We start from the raw sequence: 21,722 nt of genomic DNA, 5'->3' as shown, positions 1-21,722 counted from the left end.
TTTAGTAAAATAAAATGTAGTTTAAGACGTGCCAGCAAGGATAGTCCATGATGTAGTTAATTATTTGATAGTAGGGTTGATATTTAGAAATAGAAGTAAATAATATGAAAGTTCAACAAAACTAACTTAGATTAGATTTTGTTGAACTTTTTATATTTTAAAATAGACTTATTATATTGCTCATACAGCTTTTCTAATTTATAATATTTCAGTGTTTTTAATGTATCATCAAAATATTTAGTATATTTAGAATCATCAAGTTTATGCAAACAAAGTCCTTTTAGATAGGAAAATCTAAATTTATGTTGATATAAGTGATTGTCTTCAATTAATTTTATACAATTATCTATCATTTCTAAAGAATATATATAATTTTTCTTTGAAATGTATATTTTAATTTTCTCATGTTCGATTTGCAATTTAAGTTCAATATCATTTAAATTTAGTGAAGATAAAAAAATTATTATATCTTCGTGTTTATTCCTTTGTCCCAAATACTTATAAGAAATACCTAAATGCAATAGAACTTTTATATCAGATTTATTATATAAATAATTTTCAATATTATTAATTTCAAAATTGGGAATTGATATAAAAATAGCTCTTTCAAGATAATTTTTCGCTTTTATATATTGTTTTTCTATCATTGATTTATAAGCCCTAGAAAAATATAGTATTTGTAATAAATGGTGAGAATTAGGTTCTTGATTAATAGTTGATTGAATGTTATTTATAAATATTCTTAAATTATTTATATCCATATTAAACATTATATTTTTCAACTTTAGTTCTAATTCTTTTATATATAAATAAGAATTATCATTAGATAATATATAATCATTTATCAAATTACTATTGTAAATCTTTGACAATTTAATTAACATGTCAAGATTCGGCTTATTATCTCCATTTTCAATTCTTTGATATTGCCTTACACTAATATCTAGAATTTCTGAAATATTTTCCTGAGAATATTTATATTTTATTCTTAAATTTTTTAATTTTAGTTTTAAATCCATAATTATATTTACCTTATAGAGAATATTGTTAAAATCTTATGACATTTTTGTCGTTGTATATTATATAAAAATATATTAAAATTCATACAAGTAAAATATTTCTATATATTAATATTTTACAATAAAAATAAAATAAATGAAAGGATAATGTTATGGATTTCCTTTTGAATAGATAATTCAATCCAAATTTTATTCATATACTAAAATGCTAAAGGAGTTATTATGAATGTTTTTTTACGAAATAGAGATTTTAGAAATTTAACTATAAACAGTTGGATTTCAATGTTTGGGGACATAGTTTTTTATTTAGCACTTATTAATTATGTGGCAAATTTTGAATTTGCCGAAAAGGCAATATTTTATATAATTTTATCTGAAACTTTGCCCCAAATTGGCCAAATATTTTTTGGGACTGTAGCTGATTTTCAAAAGGATAGGATTCAAAAAAATATTTATTCCTTATTTATAAGGTTTATATGTTATTTATCGATAGCCTGGATATTGTATAACTTAAATTTCAATCTAAAAGTAGTTATTATAATATGTTTCATTAATATTTTATCAGATCTACTTGGAGGACTAACTAATCCAATGTTGATACCTATATACATGCAGATTGTAGGAGATGATATTACGAGTAGTATGGGATTTATGCAAGGAAGCAAAATGATTATAAGGACTTTGAGTAATATAATTGGTGGTATTGCCTTAAGTTTATTTTCTATAGAAGTATTTGCCTTGATTAATGCTATAACTTTTTTATTTGGATTCTTTTATTTTATCATAATAAAAAAATCTTTATCTAAGTATGAAGAAAGCATTATTATAGATAAAAAATTAAACTTTAAAAACTATCTTGGACATTTAATCGATTCTACAAAACTTTTATTTAAGATAAATGAAATGGGCAAATTATTAATTATAACATCTATATTGCAAACTGTAGGTAATCTTATTATACCGGTAACAACATTAATTTTAATAAAACATTCATTTTATAATTTTGAAACAGGCCAAGCTATTGCCATACTTACTGTTTTAATGTTTGTAGGAGCTATTATAGGAAATATATCTAGTGGTGGCTTGTTAAAAAATCTAAAGAATAAGACGATAGTATTTATATGTCTGATTTTACAAGTATCCATATTGCTTGGATTTACTTTGAATTCATTTGTTATAATAGCGATATCTTCAATCTTATGTTCAATATCTGTAGGCTTGATAAGTCCAAGACTACAATCTATAATATTTGGTACAGTACCAACAAATAAAATGGGCGCTATAGAGTCGGCTATAAATGCAGTTAGTCTTTTGATTCCTACATTTTTAACAGTTTTTATGGTATCGATAGTAACAAATTTTGGAGTATTATATGTAACTGTAGGCATGCTGGCACTATTAGTTATATCAGGAATAATTGCACTAAGAATGTCCTTTAATTTTACTTTAGATAAAGAGGAATAATATAAATTAATATACATCTTATAATGATAAATAAACTAGTAGTATAGCTTTAAAAATTACATCTATATGTATAAACAATTTGTTGAACCGACTTTTGGTCGTATTAAACTACCTTTTGAAGATGAATCCATAAATATAGGAACTGCCTTTGAAACTATTTATTTTTAGAAGAACATAGAAGTACCTTTTAGGGAAATCCATCGTGTTCTAGTTAAGAACGGTTAGTTTCTAATATGCAATGAAGGAGTATATAGTATTTTTAGCTAGAAAATTATAAAAAATTTGCGAATAATGAAAAACAAATTATAAGTAGAAGTAGAGAAAAAATCTACTTCTTTTTTTATTTCAAGGAGGATTAGAATGGCAATAAACAAAAGATATTATTAGATAAAACTAAAAGAAGAGATCTTAATGAAAATCCAAAACCTAGTAGATGTCTTTGTAGGATTATAAGTAAAAAAAATAAAAATGCCATGTAGGCCTCATTTTTCGTTGGAAATGTTTATAAGTAAAACGAAACAAGTAAAATGAATAAACATTTAATAAAGATGACTTTCTAAAACCTTGTAATTATAACAAAATTAAATTCAAAATTAAAATATTAATATCAAGACCTTTATATTAGCTTGATTATATGATAGTATAAAATTATAATATTGATAAAGGTTATCAGGAGGGAAGATGAAATATATTTTTATTATTTTAGGATTTATATTTTTAGCCATAGGTGTTGTTGGAATCTATCTGCCACTTTTACCAGCGACACCCTTTTTATTTCTTGCAACATGGTGTTTTGCTAAAGGCTCTCAAAGGTTTTATAATTGGTTTATACAAACTAGTATTTATAAGAACAATATAGAACCGATTAAAAGCAAAAAAGGCCTTAGCCTTAAGAAGAAAATTAGAATTTTAGCTTTAATAACATTTTTTATTTCCATTTCCTTTTATCTAGTGGATATTCTTTATGTAAGGATATGTTTGATTTTGGTTTTAATTTTCCATTATTTTTATTTTTTCTTCAAAATCAAGACTATGAAAGAGGACACAGATGCTAAATAAAAACCTATTAAAGGAACTTGGCAGAGAAAAAAATTCTTTAATGCTTTTAACAGTATAGTTCTATATTTAACTTGAAAATAATAAAATCCATTTCTATTTCATAAATAGTTTTGTAACAGAAGTAAATATACTATTTATGTATAGAATAAATTAAAACTTTTTTCAGTTTTATATAATTACTTAATCTCGTACAAAAATCTATGATCAGTTTGCTAGAACGTCAAAAATTGAAAAATATCAAAAAAGCCTTATTTCTCAGTTTTTGATAAATGAGAAGATTTGTGGATTGCAGTTGACGACCTACGTTTTAAAGTAAATATTTGGTATAATTACAACTTAATATTAGTTGAAAAGCAATCGAGTAAGAGCTTGATTGCTTTTGTTATGTAGAAAATTAGATGGAGAAAATTAAAATGAAAGAATTAGAAAAAGTAATGGAACAAATAAAAAAGGAAACTAATAAAATTAAAAGACACGAAACAGAAAGAAACTTCTTACTAAGAAGCTAAATAAACTAAGAATAAGTGCTGAAACTCAAAGAAAAATAAGGAAAGGCGGAGTATTTAAGGACTTTGAAAGAAAATTTACAGATAGGCAAGAAGATACAAATAATGATTTAGTTTTTTTAGAAAGTGAAGATTAATAATAAAGATTAGACGGTGGCTTTTATGAAAACCAAATATAAAAATTTACGAATAATATTTTTATAATATCGCTAAGTTGAGTATATAATTTTTTATACAAAATTGACAAGTAAATAACGAAGTGTTAATATATTAATGGAGAAATTATGAGAAAAGGAAGGTTATTTTATGGAAAATAAAATAGAATTAAACGGATTTTTAATGAAAATCCTTAACGGAACTGCGATGGGTATAGTAGTGGGTTTAATACCAAATGCTATATTAGGTGAAATATTTAAGGCGTTAGCATCACAAGCACAAATATTTCAAACTATTCGTACAATATTATTAGTATCTCAATCAGCTACACCCCTTTTAGTTGGTGTATTCATTGGTTATCAATTCAAATTACAGCCAATTGAGACTGCTTTAGTAGGGGTAGCTACAATGATAGGTTCAGGTATATTGGTATCAACAGATGCTGGTTTAGTAGCTAAGGGTATAGGCGATTTAATAAACACGATGATTTCTGGTGCTATGGCTGTGTACCTATTAAGTTTAATTAGAGGTAAATTAGGCAGTTTAACAATGATTTTATCTCCAGTTATAGTTGTATTAATAGTAGGTACAATATCTATACTACTACTACCTTATGTAAAGCAAATTACAACAGCTATTGGATATATAATACGTAACTTTACAGAACTTCAACCATTACTCATGAGCGTTTTATTGTCAATATCTTTTGCCTTAATAATAGTTTCACCTATATCAACAGTTGCAATAGCATATGCAGTAGGTCTTGAAGGTCTAGCGTCAGGGGCTGCTAACTTAGGTATTGCTTCTGCAGCAATGACATTAATAGTAGGAGCTATGTATGTAAATAAAATAGGTGTTCCACTTTCAGTATTTTTAGGTTCTATGAAAATGTTTATGCCTAATTGGTTAAGATATCCGATTATGAATATTCCACTTATAGCAAATGCTATAATTACAGGTTTATTGGCTTATTTATTTAATATACAAGGGACAACTGCATCAGCAGGCTTTGGGTTTTCAGGTCTTGTAGGCCCTATTAATGCATTATCATTTATGAATGGAAGTATGTTTAAGAGTATATTGGTATTATTATTTGTATTTTTTATAATACCGTTTACATCAGCATATCTAATAGATATTTTATGTACAAAAGTATTGAAATTATATGATAGAAATATTTTTGTTTATGGACAAGAAAAATAGAAAGGTGATTTATGAAAATAGTATTTTTTAATTATAAAGAAGTAGAAGAAAAGGCAGTTAAAGAATGGGAAGAGCAAAATTCAGACATTGAACTAGTTGTAACAGAAGAAGATCTCTGTGAAGAGACTAAAGATTTATTAGTAGATGCTGATGCTGTGTGTATATCTCAAATAAAAGAAATACCAGATTCTGTTTATGACTTTGCTAAAGAAAATAATATTAAAATATTTTCAACAAGATCAGCAGGAGTTGATATGTATAAAGTTGATAAATTAACAGATTTAGGCATTAAATTAACAAATGTACCTTCATATTCACCAAATGCTATAGCTGAACACGCTGTTACAGCTTCTTTAATTATTTCAAGAAATATTAAGAAAATTGTTAAAAATGTTAAAGAACACAATTTTTCATGGGAAAAGAGACTTGTTTCTAGAGAAATGAGAACATTAACAGTAGGTATCTTGGGAACAGGTAGAATAGGTAGAGCTGCAGCTAAATTATTTAGTGCTCTAGGTGCGAAAGTTATTGGATATAATCTTTACCCAAATGATGAAGCTAAAGAATATCTATCTTATATCGACAGTGTAAAAGAATTAGCAAAACAATCTGATATAATTTCCTTACACATGCCAGCAACAAAAGAAAATCATCATATTATAAATGATGAATTTTTAAGCTTAATGCCAGATAATTCAATTTTAATCAACTCTGGTAGAGGAGCATTAGTTGATACAGAGGCTTTGCTTAGAGCCCTAGATAGTGGAAAATTACTAGGAGCTGGTTTAGATGTATATGAATTTGAGGGACAATTTGTTCCTAAAGATTTAAGAGGACAAGAAATAAAAGATGATATATTTTTACAATTGATACAAAGAGATGATATTTTATATACACCTCATACAGCATATTTTACTGAAACAGCAGTAACTAGCTTAGTTCAAAAGGCTTTAGATTCATCAAAAAACTATTTAGAAAATGGAGAAGATGAATTTATTGTAAATGAATAATGAAAAATCAAAAATCGAGTAGTAATTACTACTCGATTTTTCTAGTATGTATATCTCTATATTTTGATGGTGTTAAATTCGTTTTTTTCTTAAAAAGTTGATTGAAGTATGACTGAGAATTAAAGCCAACAGTAGAAGAGATTTCTTGCATTGTCAAGTCTGAATTTTTTAACAAATCTTTTGCAGCATTTAATCTAACATGATTTACATAATCCATTGGTGTAATATCATATAATTTCTTAAATTGATGAATTAAATAGTATTTATTGATATATCCAATTTCTGACAACACATCTAATTTTAAATCCATTGCAAAATGTGAATCAATATAATTTTTTATATATTCTAATTGTTTATTTTTCTTAAAATCGTTTTCTATAGAAATCTCTTTATTGTTATGTCTTAATATCTCAATTAATAACATATTTAACAATGAGTTAGAGTATTCAGTATAATATGGATTCTTGTTTATAAAATCATTATGAATTCGCTTCATTAAATCAAAAAATATATTATCATTGTTTTCAAAAGAAATCTTAAAAATATATTTATTTATAAAATAATCTATAAATTTATCGTTATCTTTACTAGCATTAAGTTCTGAAATTGATATACCTTTTACAGCTATAACAAGATATTCTAATTCCTTAAAATTGTCTTTATTAGAATGTGCGTTTGCTTCAGTATGCATTAAATTAGAATTGATAACTAAGAAATCATTAGTTCTTAATTCTATTTCTGAATCTTTAAGAATAAGTTTTCCTGACCCTTTTATAACATAGAATATCTCGGTATGAGGATGAGTATGTAATTCTGGTTGCCAATTTCTATTTACTGTCACTCTATTAGAATATATTAAATTCGCATTTATTTTAAGAAATTCATTAAAACTGTTATTTTTGCCAAATTTATTCATATATCTACCTTCCTTTATATGAGTTTATTTTATCAAATAAATTTATAAAAAGAAAGATATAACGCAATATATATAAAATTATAATAAATATATTTATATACTGGTATCGATTTCATGATATAATATAGTTACATAAAAAAATAGGAGGGCAAAATGAATAAGAAGAAATTTTTAGCGTTATTTTTAGCGTTAATTATGGTATTTTCACTTGTAGCATGTGGAGGTGGAAAAAATAAAGAAACTCAAAAAGAAACAAAGAAGGAGTCAACAGAAACTAAAAAAGATGCAGAAAATGATTCAAGTAAATTTAAAGGAAAAACATTAAAATTTGCTGGGTTTAATGGTGGTTATGGTGACGGAGCATGGAAAGCAGTAATCAAAAAATTTGAGGAAAAAACTGGTGCTAAGGTTGAGGCAACTATCGAAAAAAATATCGATGAAGTTATCAGACCTCAAATTTTAGCAAATAATATTCCTGATGTTATGTACTATAGTATTGGTGCAAAATCTGGATTTACAGAAACATTGATTAAAGAAAAAGCTTTAATGGATATAACAGATATGCTAAATCAAAAAGTACTAGGTGAAGAAAAGACAGTTAAAGAAAAAATTCTACCTGGTTTCTTGGATACATTTATGACAAATCCTTACGGAGATGGAAAAACATATTTGGCTCCATTATTCTATTCACCAACAGGACTATGGTATAATGCATCATTATTTAAGGAAAATGGCGGAAAATATGACTTACCAAAAACATTTGATGAATTCTTCAAACTTGGAGAAACAGCAAAAGCTGATGGAAAATCATTATTTACTTATCCAACAACAGGATATTTTGACGGTTTCACATATGCTTTAATTAATGAAGTTGGTGGACCAGATTTATTCAATAAATTAATGAACTATGACGTTGATGCATGGAAAAAAGACGCTAAACCAGTATTTGAAACAATTGGTAAAATCAAACCTTATCTAGAACCAAATACAGTAGCTCAAGCTAACAACGAAGGTTTTACAAAAAATCAACAATCAGTAATCGATGGTAAAGCATTATTTATGCCAAACGGTACATGGATTGTAGGGGAAATGGCTAAATCAACTCCAGAAAACTTCAAATGGGGATTCATGGCATTACCTGAATTAAAATCAGAACATGGTAGATATGCATATACCTTCTTTGAACAAGCTTTCATTTTCAAAAAAGCAGCTGAACCTGAATTAGCTAAAGCTTTTGTATCATACCTATACTCAGATGAAGCAGCTAAATTATTCGCAGCTACTTATCCAACAAAAGAAGTTGATGAAAAAGGTGTAGAAAAAGAAGTAAATAAAGGTGGTGCAATCCAACCTATAACTGGAGCAGCAGATTTAGTAAAAGATGATTTTATGAAAAATGTATACAAAGTTTATGAAAGTGGCGTTAAACCTGCTTTAGGATCATTTGCAGCATCACCAGCTGTAGAAGGAAAATCAACAGGAGAATTATTCCAAAACGTTGACAGTGTAATGAATGGATCAAAAACTGTTGAACAATGGCATAACGATTTCGTTGAAACTATTAAAGCAATAAAAGAAGCTATTGATAAACAATAATAATTCAATACGGCGGTGGACGTAGGTCCATCGCCTATTTTTTTAGAATGGAGATATTATGAAAAGTAGTAAAAATAAAAAGGTATTTATTTTTTTAAGTTCATTTCCAGCTATACTCCTATACACAATATTTATGGTATTACCGACCTTGGATATATTTAGAAATTCTTTATATAAATGGGGAGGATTATCAAATGATAAAACTTTTATAGGATTAGAAAATTTTAGAAAGTTGTTAAATGATGATAAATTTATAACCGCATTTCAAAATACTGTATTTTTAATAGTTATGGTAACTTTTGTAACTATGATAATGGCAATTTTCTTTGCATCTGTTTTTACCAAAGAAAATATAAAAGGGCAGACTTTTTTTAGAATTATATTTTATATTCCTAACATCCTTTCCATTGCAGTTATTGCCGCTATTTTTGCAGTAATTTATGGTCAGGATGATGGATTAATAAACGGGCTATTTAGATTAATGAATCCCGAAACCTGGCGTAATATTTCATTCCTTGGTGATGAAAACTTAGTTGTATATTCAATCGCTGGGGCAATGATTTGGCAAGCAGTAGGTTATTATATGGTTATGTATATGTCTACAATGTCACAAATTCCAAAACATTTATATGAAGCAGCAAATATTGATGGAGCTGGCCCTATGAAACAGTTTTTCGATATTACGCTACCTTTGTCATGGGAGACAGTTAGAACAACACTTACATTTTATGTTATATCTAATATAAATATAGCGTTCCAAATTGTTAAGGTGCTTACAGACTCTAAACCAAATGGATCATCAGCAACATTATTAAATTATATGTATGATCAAGCGTACACAAACTCTGTATTTGGTTATGGGCTAGCAATAGGTGTTATTGTGTTCTTGTTCTCATTTGGATTGTCATCAATAGTTAGTCATATAACAAAAAGAGATTTAATTCAATTCTAGGAGGGAATAATGAAAAATACATCAAAGACTTATAAATTATTTATATACGTAAGTATTATTACCCTTGCTATCTTAATTTTAATTCCTGTTTTATGGGTGTTTTTAGCGTCATTAAAAAATGATGCAGAATTTGTAGGTGGTAATGCGTGGGATTTACCAAACAGACTTCAGTTTAGAAATTTTGCAGACGCATGGTCAAAAGCTAAGATGGGGAATATTTCTTGAACTCAATAATTACTACCTCACTAGCATTAGTATTATTATTAATAATAGGGATACCAGCATCTTATGTTTTAGCAAGAATGAAATTTTTTGGATTTAGATTCTTAAATTCATACCTTAAGGCTGGGCTATTTGTTAATTTATCATATATAGTAATACCGATATTTTTAATGCTACTAAATTGGAACAGATTACTTAAAACAACATTTTTTCTAAATAATACATTTGTTCTAGCGTTAATTTATGCAGCAACGGCATTACCATTTACAATATATTTACTTACAAACTTTTTTAGAGCTATCTCGAAAACTTATGAGGAAGCTGCATATGTTGATGGAGCTGGATATTTTAGAACAATGGTTGATATTATGGTACCAATGGCAAAACCAAGTATAATAACAGTTATTTTATTTAACTTTTTAGCTTTTTGGAATGAATATATTCTTTCATTGACAATAAATTCTTCAGCAGGAAAGACATTGCCAGTAGGACTTATTAATTTACAACAAGTTGCAAGGGGTGCAGCAAATTATGGTACATTATATGCTGGTCTAGTTATTGTAATGTTACCAACATTAATTTTATATATTTTAGTACAAAAACAACTTACCGAAGGTATGATGGTAGGTGGAGATAAAGGTTAGGAGTAATTATGAAAAAAGTAGTAGGTAGACTTACACTTCCAAGTGAAGCAAATTTTTATGAAGAAACAAAAAAATGTATGAATTTATTGGGAGCAGATGCCTTAAGAGACAGTGATGGAACAAAGTTACCAGAAGATATTAAAGATTTAGATGCCAAGATTTATACAACATATTTTGTTGCAAGAGAATATAATGATTTTGCAAAACAAAACATGGATGAAGTTCAACAATTTTATTTAATGACAGAATATAATACTGCTACATCCAGCACGTTAAAGATTCCAATCATGAAAGGGTATTTTAGAGAACAAGTAAGACCTGATTATAAACATGATCCACATAAGTGGTGGGAAGTAATTGATTGGACAAAGGGAGAAGTAGTGCCAACTGATAATTGGGAAGTAGATGAAAAAAATGAGCAAGTTATAATTAAAAATGCTAAAGAATTTCATCAATACACACTTTCATTTTTAGCAGATGCTATATGGGATACTACATCTATGTATAATCATATAACAAATGATTGGGGAGATAGAGAACACCAAATTCCTTTTAATATGATTAAACCGAATTCTTCTAGATTTATGGAAGAACAATTAGATAGATGGTTAAAAGAAAATCCTAAAACAGATGTAGTTAGATTTACTACATTCTTCTATCATTTTACAATTGTATTTAATGAAGAAGGAAAAGAAAAGTATGTTGATTGGTTTGGTTATTCTCAATCAGTTTCTCCAGAATTAATAACAGAATTTGAAGAAAAATATGGATATAAATTTAGACCTGAATTTATCGTGGATGAAGGATTTTATAATTCACCATTTAGAGTACCTTCAAAAGAATTTAAGGATTATCAAGAATTTGTACAACTAAAAGTAACAGAAAAAGCAAAAAAATTAGTAGATAAAGTTCATGCAGCTGGAAAAGAAGCAATGATGTTCTTAGGTGATAACTGGATAGGAACTGAACCTCATGGAGAATATTTCAAAAATATCGGATTAGATGCAGTTGTTGGTTCTGTAGGAGATGGAGTTACTTTAAGAATAATAAGTGATATAGAAGATGTAAAATATACAGAAGGAAGATTTTTACCATACTTTTTCCCTGATACTTTTTATGAAGGTAATGATCCAACAATAGAAGCCAGACATAATTGGTTGACCGCAAGAAGAGCAATTATGAGAAAACCTATAAATAGAATTGGTTATGGGGGGTATCTATCATTGGCATATAAATTCCCAGAATTTATGGATTATATTGCTAAAGTAGCAGATGAGTTTAAATCTATAATTGAAATAGTTGAAAACAATAAATCATATTCATCAGCAAAAGTGGCTATTTTAAATAGCTGGGGTAAAATAAGAGCATGGCAACCATATATTGTAGCACATGGTAAATGGTATAAATTAAGTTATTCATACATGGGAATGATGGAAGCATTATCTGGTATGGATATGGATGTACATTTTATTAACTTTGAGGATGTTAAAAATGGAAGACTAGAAGATTTTGATGCTGTAATCAATGCTGGTGATGCATATACCGCATTTAGTGGTGGAGATGCATTTAAAGATGAAAAGGTATTGAGTGAAATAAGAAAATATGTATATAATGGTGGTGGGTTAATCGGAATTGGTGAACCATCAGCATATCAAAGAGAAGGAAAATTCTTCCAATTACATGATATATTTGGCTTAGATAAAGAGTTAGGATTTGGGCAAAGTACCAATAAATACTTTAATAAGACTGTTGATAAACACTTTATTACTGAAGATTGTGTAGAAGATTTTGAATTTGGAGAATCGACTTCAAATGTATTTGCAACATCAGAAAAAACACAAATTATAGAATACTCAAATAATGAAGTACACATGGCTACAAATCAATACGGTAAGGGAAGAGCATTTTATATGTCTGGTATGCCACATAGTTTACAAAATAATAGAATCTTAAAGAGAGCCATACATTTTGTATCGAATAAAGAAAAAGAGTTGTATAAATATTTTGCTCAAGATACTAATGTTGAAGTTGCAGCATATCCAGATGTTAAAAAATATGCTATCTTAAACAATTCAGATAAGGAAATAATTACAAATGTATATGACGGAAATGGTAATATGCAAGAGGTTAAACTTGACGTAGCTGAAATTAAATGGATTGATGAGGTTTAATATGGATATGTATAAAAAAGATAATATAAGACGTATTGTTATAACAATAGGAACAATAGTTGGTTTATATTTACAATGGACAGGTAGAAAAATCCCTGGCTTAAAGGGACTTGGTATCCAATTTATATCTTTAGCAATTTTATTGTTTAGTCTATGGATATATAATAGGAAATTTAAGTAGGATATTATGAATAAAATATTTTTAGGAATTGATGGAGGCGGGACAAAAACAGCTTTTTCCATTATTGACGAAAATGGTAAACTACTTTCAGAAACAGTTAAAGGGACCATTCACATTAAACAAGTAAGTAAGGATGAATTTGAACAAATTATAACTGAAGGAATTAATGACTTATTAAAGGCTTCACAACTTAAACTTGAAGATATCTCTTTTGTTTTCGCAGGAGTTCCAGCATATGGAGAATATCCTGAATTAATTGATCAGGTTCATAATAGTTTTAAATCTATATTGGGACATGATAGATTTAGCTGTGGAAATGATTGTGTAGCTGGATGGGCTGCAGGACAAGCGCTAAGACCTGGTGTAAATATGGTTTTAGGAACCGGTGCAATTGCTTATGGAATTGATTACCAGGGAAATGAAGCTAGATCATCTGGATGGGGTGATTTTTGCGGAGATGAAGGTTCAGCATTTTGGATTGCAAAAAAAGTTATTGAGATATTTGCAAAAGAGTCTGACGGAAGATATCAAAAAGGTCCATTGTACGATATAGTTAAAAACAAATTGAATTTAAATTCTGATTTTGAAATAATAGGAATAACAATCGATGAAATGAATTGTGAAAGAAATAAGGTTGCAACACTATCACCAATTATACTAGAAGCATATTTACAAGGTGATAAACATGCAGATAAAGTAATTGATGAAATTGCGTACGAGGCTAAGATTTCAATAGAAGCAGTAATACAAAAACTGAATTTTAAGAAAGATGAAGATATTTTTGTATCATTTACAGGCGGAGTATTTAACATGGGAGATGTTTTAGTTGATAGAATAAAAAAACTCCTTTATGTAGATAAGAGAATTAAAATAGTATACACAACTATAGAACCGCATATTGGTTCTGCTTTGATGGCTTATAAGAAATCTGAGGGTAATGTATCAGAAGAAGTTATAAATAGATTGAGAGGTTAAGATAAATGGCAGGATTAAGTTTTAAAAATATTTATAAAATATATGAGGGGGGATTTCAAGCTGTAACTGATTTTAATCTTGAAATTGAAGATAAAGAGTTTATAGTATTTGTTGGTCCTTCAGGTTGTGGAAAATCAACAACTTTAAGGATGGTTGCAGGACTTGAAGATATTACAAAAGGTGAATTATATATTGGTGATAAGTTAGTTAATGATTTAGAACCAAAAGACAGAGATATCGCAATGGTATTTCAAAATTATGCATTATATCCTCATATGACTGTAAAAGAAAATATGAGTTATGCATTAAAATTAAAGAAAATTTCTGAAGAGGAGATTAATACAAAAGTTGAAAAAGCTGCAAATATATTAGGTATAGAAAGACTTTTAAATTGTAAACCAAAAGCTCTATCAGGTGGACAAAGACAAAGGGTTGCTTTAGGTAGAGCAATTGTTAGAAGTCCAAAAGTTTTCTTAATGGATGAACCTTTATCAAATTTAGATGCAAAATTACGTGTGCAGACAAGATCAGAAATTGTTAATTTGCACGAAGAATTACAATCCACATTTATATATGTAACACATGATCAAACTGAAGCTATGACAATGGGAGATAGAATTGTTATTATGAAGGATGGTATTATACAACAGGTAGATACCCCTCATAATGTGTATTTTTATCCTGTAAATGAATTTGTAGCAGGATTTATAGGTTCACCACAAATGAACTTTTTAAAATCTACTGTAAATAAAGAAAATGATAAATACTTTATTACACTATTTGATGGAGTAAAGCTACCATTAAATGAAGAAAAAGGTAAAAAGATAGAATTGAATAATTCTTTAGATAAAGTTTTAATTGTAGGCATTAGACCGGAGCATATTTATGATGAAAATAGGACTACAAATATGCCATTTATATCAGATGTAAGACTGTCTGAATTATTAGGATCAGAAAAACATCTTCATTTATATGTAAATAATGAGAAAATTGTAGCTAGAATTAATTCTGATAATCCTGTAGAAAGAAATGATAAAATCAAATTATATATTGATCCCGATAAACTACATTTCTTTGATCCAGAAACATCAGAAAATATAACACTTTAGTTATTTGAATTTATTTGGAAATTACAGTTTTATTTAAAATTGTAATTTCCTATATTTTCATAAAGCTTAAATCAAAAAAAAAGTTTGACAATATCTTTTTTCAATGGTAATATAATTATGTTGTTGAAAATTTGGCGGTATAGCTCAGTTGGCTAGAGCATACGGTTCATACCCGTAGTGTCGGCAGTTCGAATCTGTCTACCGCTACCAACCTGCGGAAGTGGCTCAGAGGTAGAGCATCGCCTTGCCAAGGCGAGGGTCGCGAGTTCGAATCTCGTCTTCCGCTCCAAAATTTACTCGGTATATACTGAGTTTTTATTTTATTTAATATTCTTGCGTCATTAGCTCAGCTGGATAGAGCGTTTGGCTACGGACCAGAAGGTCAAGGGTTCGAATCCTTTATGACGCGCCAAAGACTACAGATAAAGTAGTCTTTTTTTACTTAATTTAAAATATAATATAATACCAAGTAAATTATAATATTGAAAGAGGATAAATAATGAAAGATAAAAAATCTCTATTAGTTTCTATACTTATACTACTAAGTTTGTTTTTTATAGCTTATAAAATTGGATTTTTAGATAAGAAGATAAAAAACGTTAATAACTCACAAAAGAAAGAAGTTGAAAATTTAGCAAATAAAATAACTCGTTTAGAAGACAGCAGTATTGATTTGAAAGAGAAGGTAAAAAAAATATTAGATTATAAAGAAGATACTACTAATTTTGAAAAGAAATATAATTTTGAAGTTATAAATTTCAATGGAGAAAAAGTGGAAATAAAATTAAGTTTATTACCTAAGATTTTAAGCGATAAAATTGAAATTGAAATTTTTAATGAAAAAAATAATTTGTACAAATTAAATAAAAATAATAATTTTTTTGAGCGTATTATCAATGTTAATTTAAATGAAAATATTCCAACATACGCAAATGTTAAAGGACTTAATAACTCTTTAGATGAAACTGATAAAAATTCTGTTGGAAATAATTCTACATCTAGAATATTTAAACTTACACCATACTTTGAGGAGAAGATGCTCTCAGATGAAACTAAATATGGTGATATAGTATTTGATAAAATTTTCTATGTTTACGATAAAAAGCAGGTAAAAGTTGAACCTAAAAAAATCACTTATAATTATGACTACACGATAAAAAAGATAGACAAATTTAGAAAATCTAATTTTACAAATCATACATTAATGATTGAAAAAAATGGTAAAATAATTAAAGAGATAAATTTAGTGGAAAAAAATCAAGTAACTGAAAATAGATTTTTAATTGAAGGTGAAATTGAGGCTACAATAAAAGACAAAGTAAACTTTATAATTAAGTCGAAAAATGAAGCTAAAGATGAGTATATAACATATTTAAGCAAAATTGAAAATGGTGTTAATTCTATTTCTGGGGATACAGAAATTGTTATATTAAACGAAAATAAAGAAGTATATAATTATAAGAATAGTATGTATAAAAAATAGAGTAAATATATTACAAGGAATAAAAGAGTTGGTTATTGTTACTATTCTCTTGGTAATGTGTTTTCAAATCAAAGTTGGATTCTTTAAGAGATTATAGGACTGAACATGAAGTTACTGTAGAAGTTAAAATAAAAAAACAAATAAAGATAATGAAGTTGAATCTATTGTTCTTATTGATCACACTATATGGACTATGTATTGAAATAATGAAAAAGGAAGAGGGACAAGAGTTCACTTAGTTTCTGATTATATAAATAATGGTCCAAAATCAAAAGATGCAACAGAAAAAGAAATTAAATGTATGGAAAAAGCTAACGAAATGACATTAAAAGTATTGAATACTAAAATAGAATCAAATTATTAAAAAAATAAAAGAGGGGATTTCCCCTCTTTTATTCATTTGAATAATTATCAAAATAACCCTGGATATAAATTACCGGTGTACCTTTGTCACCAGAACCACTCATTAAATCACATAAAGAACCAACTAAGTCGGTTATTTGTCTAGGTGTTGTACCAAGTTTAGAGTTATTATCAACTTCTTCATTTTTATCTTTAATTAAGTTTTTAATTGCATGTACCGCTTCATCTCCAGTAATATTAACAAGATCATTATCAGCTAAATATTTAATTTTAATTTCATTTGGTCTACCAATTAATCCATCAGTAAATCCTGGAGATACTACAGGGTCAGCAAGCTCCCAAATCCTACCTACAGGATCTTTGAACGCTCCGTCACCATACACCATTACTTCAACTTTTTTACCAATTTTCTTTAATATTGAAATTTGAACCTCATCTACAAATTTTTTGGCATCTCTAGGAAACAATTTTAATGAATTATCACATGAAAGATTTGAACCATATAGTCCGTAATCTGAATTATATCCTGATCCATTAACAGGTGCTGACATTATATCAGCTAAAGTGTAAACCTCTTTTAGACCTTTATTTATAAAAAATTCTTTGAAGTATTCTTGTCGTGTATATTTGCAATTAAAACTGAATTAGAATTTTCTGCAATATCATATAGATTATTGCTATAAAGAATTTCGACCTGTCCACTTTTAAAAACTGATTTATAAATTTCTGGATAATTTATATTAGTAAATGGATGTAAATATTGTTCACCTAATAAATCGATATATTGCTTTTGAGTAAGCGTGTCCTTGTAGATATTTACATTTTTTCTCATTATTTCATACCTATCCATTACTAAGTTACCAACTTCATCTGAAGGATAAGATAAATAAATTTTTACACGCTTATTTGTATTTGCTATAGCCTTAAGGATATTTAAGAATCTATTTCTACTTAATATTGGATGCACTAATGTTATTTCGTCACTAAATTTATTGTTAATATTTTCGGTAATATCGGATAGTTTTACATAATTACCTTGTGCTCTTGCAAGTAATGATTCGGTGATTCCAATAATGTCCGTATTTTTAACATCGAATTTTAATTCATTTACTGATTCAATAAAACAATCAGTAACAATTTTCACCAAATTATCATCTTGTTTTACAATTGGAAGTCTAATACCAGTTGCGGTAGTACCTATTAATCTTGTCATATTTTTACTCCTTATTATTTTTTAGAGTTAAACATTATATTATATAACTCAAGTGGTTCAATATATTTATCATTTGATAAACTTTTATATTACCAGCGTAAATTTCATCAATATTTGTAAATAAGAAGGATTTCATCTCCCAGTGTCTATCAAATTTAAGTTTAATACCTTATAAATCAGGATTGAATTCTTTTAAGATACTTTTGACTATATCATATATTTCATTTTTTAACGACTTAATATCACTGTATTGCTTAACTGTCATAATATTAAATAAAGTAACAATGTATTCATTTATGACAGGATATCTTGATACATCATTCATAAATATTAAGAGATGATTACCATTTTTGAGTCTGCATAATTTTGAGTTTCATATTAACCCTTCATATATTTTTTTTGCAACATTATTACGAAAATATTTTATATTAAATATATATAAAATACAAATATATTTTTAAGAATCGAGTTGAATACAATTGTCTTATTAAGTATACTTATGATGTATTTTAATAACTATAAAAATAAAATTTGAAGAAAAATTTCTAAAACTAAAATTAATAATTTTAATAATTTATCAAAAAATCTAATTCTAGTGACGTACATAAACACCACTTCAACAAGAGAAGGTAAGTTTACGGTTACTGTGGGTCTTTTTGATGAATTAAATAAAAAATTCTATAGTTACATTAAGAGAATCTTCTTTTGGTCCAGTTCTTGAAAAAAAATGTGGCTCTGCAGGTGAAGGATATACACAAGTAGTACCAATGAATGGAATTAACTTACACATCAATGGTGATTTACACGCTATACCTTAAGATTATAATGTAATTATGATGCTTATAAATAATCATATATTTCAAGGAAATGAATTAAAATTTGATAAAGTTGAATTTGAATATGTTATCGATATGAATAAAAGAGGATTTAGAAAAATTAATATATTTTAGGGGTCAAAGTTTGAGAAGGAATCATTTTTTGAAATAACAGTGACGGATATTAATATTAGAAGTGGAGCAGGCTTTGTAGTTATATACCTTAATAAAGTATTAAGTATGCCAGAATTTACAAAATTTCCAGTCAACAATATAGATGTAGATGAAAAGAGAAATACTGTCAATATATCTTAGTGTGATTATTGGCATATTATTAACTATAAATTTTGGGTATAATAAAATTATAATATTAACTAAATATCTGGAGGATAAAATGTCAAAGAAAAATAAGATAATAATCGTTGGAGATGGAGCTGTAGGTTCAAGTTATGCATTTGCTTTGACCATACAAGGTATTGGAAGAGAAATAGGTATTATTGATTTAAATGAAAAAAAGGCTGAAGGTGATGCAATGGATTTATCTGATGCTCTTGCTTTTACAGCTCCTAAGAAAATATATAAAGCAAAATATGAAGATTGTTCGGATGCCAGTATAGTTGTAATTACAGCTGGCATACCTCAAAAACCAGGTGAGACAAGATTGCAGTTAGTGGATAAAAATCTTAAAGTATTTAAAAATATTGTTGATGAAGTTGTATCCTCCGGATTTAATGGAATATTCCTAGTAGCAACAAATCCTGTAGATATATTAACATACGCTACTTGGAAATTCTCAGGTTTTCCTAAAAATAAAGTAATTGGTTCAGGAACTGTATTAGATTCATCAAGATTTAGAAAAGAAATCGCAGAGTTAACAAATGTAGATGCAAGATCTGTACATGCATATATTATGGGAGAACACGGAGATACAGAATTTCCTGTTTGGTCACATGCTAATATTGGTGGACTTCCAATTAATGAGTGGGTTAACCAACATGACCACAATGTAGACGAAAATATATTGTTAAATTCATTTAATAAAGTTAGAAATGCAGCATATGAAATAATAAATAGAAAAGGTGCTACATACTATGGTATAGCTGTTGCTTTAGCGAGAATAACAAAGGCTATATTAAATGATGAAAATAGTATTTTTTCTGTATCAGCATATCTTGATGGTGAGTATGATGCGAAAGATGTATATATAGGTGTGCCAGCAGTATTAAATAATGAAGGAGTTCATAAAGTATTGGAAGTACCACTTACAGATATTGAAAAAGAGAGAATGCATGAATCTATTAACACATTAAAGAGCATAATTCAAGATTCATTTTAAGAAAAATATTTAACATCCAAAATCTAGAATCTAAATCTAGATTTTTTGATTTTTAAATGGAAATATTTTTTATATTATAGTATAATTTTAAATACATAAAAAAGTAATTGGAGTGAGAGATGCAAGAAAAAAGTGTAGACTTTGAAAGAAGTTTAGAATATCAATTTTTATATAATGAAGATCCAGATTCTGTTTTCTTGCTATTATCTTGGCTTGAAAATAATAGGATAGGATATAATTTTATTCCTAAATATATCGTTACAAAGGCACTTTTGACGGGTTTAAGAAGAAGTATAAGAAGCAGGAAAGATAAAAAATCTATTGTAGACGCCATTAGTAAATTAGTTTCAGAAGATTTAAATAGACTTGAAATGGCTTTTACAATCAAGGGATATAGAAATGCACAAAACTTTAATAACTTGATTGATACATTAGAAATTTTATCATTAAAAAAATTTAATCCAAATGAACTATCTACAATGCAATGTTTGTTTCATGATAGTAAAGATAAGGATGTAGAAAAATTTAAGGAAGAAGTTAAAAAAGCATTAATTAAGTCAAAAATTGTTTCAAATAATGAATATCATATTAATTTGTTTTTGGACAAATACATTAAAAATAAATTTTTTAGAGTTAACTTCTATATGGACAAGCAAGTCATAGTCGACTATAGTAACACAGACATATTAACATTAGAAGGAAAAAATTTAACTATAAATGAATTATTACATATTTATAGTAAAGCAAAATTCTACATCAACAGAAGTCTGAATATAGCATATTTTAATCAATTTTGGAATTCACTAAATGATGCAGTATTGTGTAGGTATCAATGATAATTTTAGGAATAGACCCTGGATTAGCAATAGTTGGATATGGAGTAATTGAAGTTAAAGGAAATAAAATAAAAGTTTTAGAATATGGGAGTATTCAAACTAAAGCAAATAAAAGTATTCAAGAAAGATTAGCTATTATATTTAATGAAATGAATTCTTTAATCGATGACTTTAGACCAGATGAAGTAGCTTTTGAAAAATTATTTCATCAAAAAAATAGTAAAACAGTTATTGATGTTAGTCAGGCAAGAGGTGTTGAAGTATTAGCTACAAAACTAAAAAATTTAGATATATATGAATATACTCCATTGCAAATAAAAACGGCTATTACTGGTTATGGTCGTGCTACTAAAATACAAATGCAAGAAGGTGTAAAGCGGATTCTTAATTTATCAGAATTACCAAAACCAGATGATGCTGCTGATGCACTAGCTATAGCTATATGTCATTCTTTTAGTGGAAAATTAAAAAAAATGTACAAAATGGGGTGAAG

The 21,722-nt window shown here is 27.5% G+C and carries 22 protein-coding genes, 3 tRNA genes and 1 pseudogene; 22 read left to right on the top strand and 4 right to left on the bottom strand.

The features are described from left to right. Positions 1-131: 131 nt before the first annotated feature. Complete coding sequence (locus AC4KN9_RS04140; RefSeq protein ID WP_491017379.1) at positions 132-1,019, bottom strand: helix-turn-helix domain-containing protein; 888 nt, start codon at positions 1,017-1,019, stop codon at positions 132-134. Positions 1,020-1,241: 222 nt separating this feature from the next. Here AC4KN9_RS04140 and AC4KN9_RS04135 point away from each other — a divergent pair, with 222 nt between their 5' ends. The 5 genes and pseudogenes from AC4KN9_RS04135 (at position 1,242) to AC4KN9_RS04115 (ending at position 6,417) form a co-directional block, all read left to right on the top strand. Further along, positions 1,242-2,483: an MFS transporter gene (locus AC4KN9_RS04135; protein ID WP_491017378.1), complete on the top strand. Its 1,242-nt coding sequence runs from the start codon at positions 1,242-1,244 to the stop codon at positions 2,481-2,483. 105 nt (positions 2,484-2,588) lie between these two features. Next, positions 2,589-2,705: pseudogene (locus AC4KN9_RS04130) on the top strand (methyltransferase domain-containing protein); the annotation flags it as partial. A gap of 459 nt (positions 2,706-3,164) precedes the next feature. After that, positions 3,165-3,542, top strand: coding sequence for a YbaN family protein (locus tag AC4KN9_RS04125; RefSeq protein WP_491017377.1), 378 nt, complete (start codon positions 3,165-3,167; stop codon positions 3,540-3,542). An 812-nt stretch (positions 3,543-4,354) separates the two neighbouring features. Next, positions 4,355-5,407, top strand: coding sequence for a PTS sugar transporter subunit IIC (locus AC4KN9_RS04120; protein ID WP_491017376.1), 1,053 nt, complete (start codon positions 4,355-4,357; stop codon positions 5,405-5,407). An 11-nt stretch (positions 5,408-5,418) separates the two neighbouring features. Beyond that, positions 5,419-6,417 (top strand): D-2-hydroxyacid dehydrogenase, encoded by a 999-nt coding sequence (locus AC4KN9_RS04115; protein WP_491017375.1) that lies wholly within the window; start codon positions 5,419-5,421, stop codon positions 6,415-6,417. Between the two features lie 28 nt (positions 6,418-6,445). On the opposite strand, the gene AC4KN9_RS04110 is transcribed toward AC4KN9_RS04115, so the two are convergent. Then, positions 6,446-7,333, bottom strand: a complete 888-nt coding sequence (locus tag AC4KN9_RS04110; protein ID WP_491017374.1) for a helix-turn-helix domain-containing protein — start codon at positions 7,331-7,333, stop codon at positions 6,446-6,448. A gap of 153 nt (positions 7,334-7,486) precedes the next feature. Between AC4KN9_RS04110 and AC4KN9_RS04105 the strand changes: the two genes are divergently transcribed. From AC4KN9_RS04105 to AC4KN9_RS04050, 12 genes are all read left to right on the top strand, one after another. Beyond that, positions 7,487-8,929 (top strand): carbohydrate ABC transporter substrate-binding protein, encoded by a 1,443-nt coding sequence (locus tag AC4KN9_RS04105; protein ID WP_491017373.1) that lies wholly within the window; start codon positions 7,487-7,489, stop codon positions 8,927-8,929. Positions 8,930-8,987: 58 nt separating this feature from the next. Next, a complete protein-coding gene (locus AC4KN9_RS04100) occupies positions 8,988-9,881 on the top strand; it encodes a carbohydrate ABC transporter permease (protein WP_491017372.1) in 894 nt (297 codons plus the stop codon). A gap of 9 nt (positions 9,882-9,890) precedes the next feature. After that, on the top strand, positions 9,891-10,106 hold the full coding sequence (locus AC4KN9_RS04095) for a hypothetical protein (protein ID WP_491017371.1): 216 nt from the start codon (positions 9,891-9,893) through the stop codon (positions 10,104-10,106). Next, positions 10,103-10,747 (top strand): carbohydrate ABC transporter permease, encoded by a 645-nt coding sequence (locus tag AC4KN9_RS04090; protein ID WP_491017370.1) that lies wholly within the window; start codon positions 10,103-10,105, stop codon positions 10,745-10,747. The genes AC4KN9_RS04095 and AC4KN9_RS04090 overlap by 4 nt, the downstream gene beginning before the upstream one ends. Positions 10,748-10,755: 8 nt before the next feature. Further along, positions 10,756-12,918 (top strand): 1,3-beta-galactosyl-N-acetylhexosamine phosphorylase, encoded by a 2,163-nt coding sequence (gene gnpA / locus AC4KN9_RS04085; protein WP_491017369.1) that lies wholly within the window; start codon positions 10,756-10,758, stop codon positions 12,916-12,918. A gap of 1 nt (position 12,919) precedes the next feature. Then, positions 12,920-13,099, top strand: coding sequence for a DUF6903 family protein (locus AC4KN9_RS04080; protein ID WP_491017368.1), 180 nt, complete (start codon positions 12,920-12,922; stop codon positions 13,097-13,099). A gap of 6 nt (positions 13,100-13,105) precedes the next feature. Further along, positions 13,106-14,074 carry an N-acetylglucosamine kinase gene (locus AC4KN9_RS04075; RefSeq protein ID WP_491017367.1) on the top strand — a complete coding sequence of 323 codons (969 nt, stop codon included), beginning with the start codon at positions 13,106-13,108 and terminating at the stop codon, positions 14,072-14,074. Positions 14,075-14,079: 5 nt separating this feature from the next. Continuing rightward, a complete protein-coding gene (locus tag AC4KN9_RS04070) occupies positions 14,080-15,183 on the top strand; it encodes an ABC transporter ATP-binding protein (RefSeq protein ID WP_491017366.1) in 1,104 nt (367 codons plus the stop codon). A 133-nt stretch (positions 15,184-15,316) separates the two neighbouring features. Next, positions 15,317-15,393: transfer RNA gene (locus AC4KN9_RS04065), tRNA-Met, on the top strand. Between the two features lie 4 nt (positions 15,394-15,397). After that, positions 15,398-15,472, top strand: a tRNA-Gly gene (locus tag AC4KN9_RS04060). Between the two features lie 46 nt (positions 15,473-15,518). Next, positions 15,519-15,595: transfer RNA gene (locus AC4KN9_RS04055), tRNA-Arg, on the top strand. An 87-nt stretch (positions 15,596-15,682) separates the two neighbouring features. After that, positions 15,683-16,666 (top strand): hypothetical protein, encoded by a 984-nt coding sequence (locus AC4KN9_RS04050; protein ID WP_491017365.1) that lies wholly within the window; start codon positions 15,683-15,685, stop codon positions 16,664-16,666. 392 nt (positions 16,667-17,058) lie between these two features. Here the strand turns inward: AC4KN9_RS04050 and AC4KN9_RS04045 are convergent, their stop codons facing one another. Together AC4KN9_RS04045 and AC4KN9_RS04040 are read right to left on the bottom strand one after the other, a co-directional pair. Continuing rightward, positions 17,059-17,580 carry a coenzyme F420-0:L-glutamate ligase gene (locus AC4KN9_RS04045; RefSeq protein ID WP_491017364.1) on the bottom strand — a complete coding sequence of 174 codons (522 nt, stop codon included), beginning with the start codon at positions 17,578-17,580 and terminating at the stop codon, positions 17,059-17,061. A gap of 38 nt (positions 17,581-17,618) precedes the next feature. Further along, a complete protein-coding gene (locus AC4KN9_RS04040; protein WP_491017363.1) occupies positions 17,619-18,242 on the bottom strand; it encodes a coenzyme F420-0:L-glutamate ligase in 624 nt (207 codons plus the stop codon). Between the two features lie 668 nt (positions 18,243-18,910). Between AC4KN9_RS04040 and AC4KN9_RS04035 the strand changes: the two genes are divergently transcribed. The 5 genes from AC4KN9_RS04035 (at position 18,911) to ruvC (ending at position 21,720) form a co-directional block, all read left to right on the top strand. Continuing rightward, the gene (locus tag AC4KN9_RS04035; protein WP_491017937.1) at positions 18,911-19,060 is read left to right on the top strand and encodes a formate--tetrahydrofolate ligase; all 150 of its coding nucleotides are present in this window, start codon (positions 18,911-18,913) and stop codon (positions 19,058-19,060) included. 165 nt (positions 19,061-19,225) lie between these two features. After that, positions 19,226-19,372 carry a hypothetical protein gene (locus AC4KN9_RS04030; protein WP_491017936.1) on the top strand — a complete coding sequence of 49 codons (147 nt, stop codon included), beginning with the start codon at positions 19,226-19,228 and terminating at the stop codon, positions 19,370-19,372. A gap of 79 nt (positions 19,373-19,451) precedes the next feature. Continuing rightward, entirely contained in the window at positions 19,452-20,393 is a 942-nt protein-coding gene (locus AC4KN9_RS04025; protein ID WP_491017362.1) for an L-lactate dehydrogenase, read from the top strand. 119 nt (positions 20,394-20,512) lie between these two features. Further along, positions 20,513-21,229 (top strand): hypothetical protein, encoded by a 717-nt coding sequence (locus AC4KN9_RS04020; protein ID WP_491017361.1) that lies wholly within the window; start codon positions 20,513-20,515, stop codon positions 21,227-21,229. After that, on the top strand, positions 21,226-21,720 hold the full coding sequence (ruvC, locus tag AC4KN9_RS04015) for a crossover junction endodeoxyribonuclease RuvC (protein ID WP_491017360.1): 495 nt from the start codon (positions 21,226-21,228) through the stop codon (positions 21,718-21,720). The genes AC4KN9_RS04020 and ruvC overlap by 4 nt, the downstream gene beginning before the upstream one ends. Positions 21,721-21,722 lie beyond the last annotated feature (2 nt).

This window comes from Helcococcus sp. SA-HE-C1 (assembly GCF_985670335.1).
The sequence above is the reverse complement of the archived record's forward strand: the minus strand, read 5'-3'. Positions and strand labels throughout refer to the sequence as shown.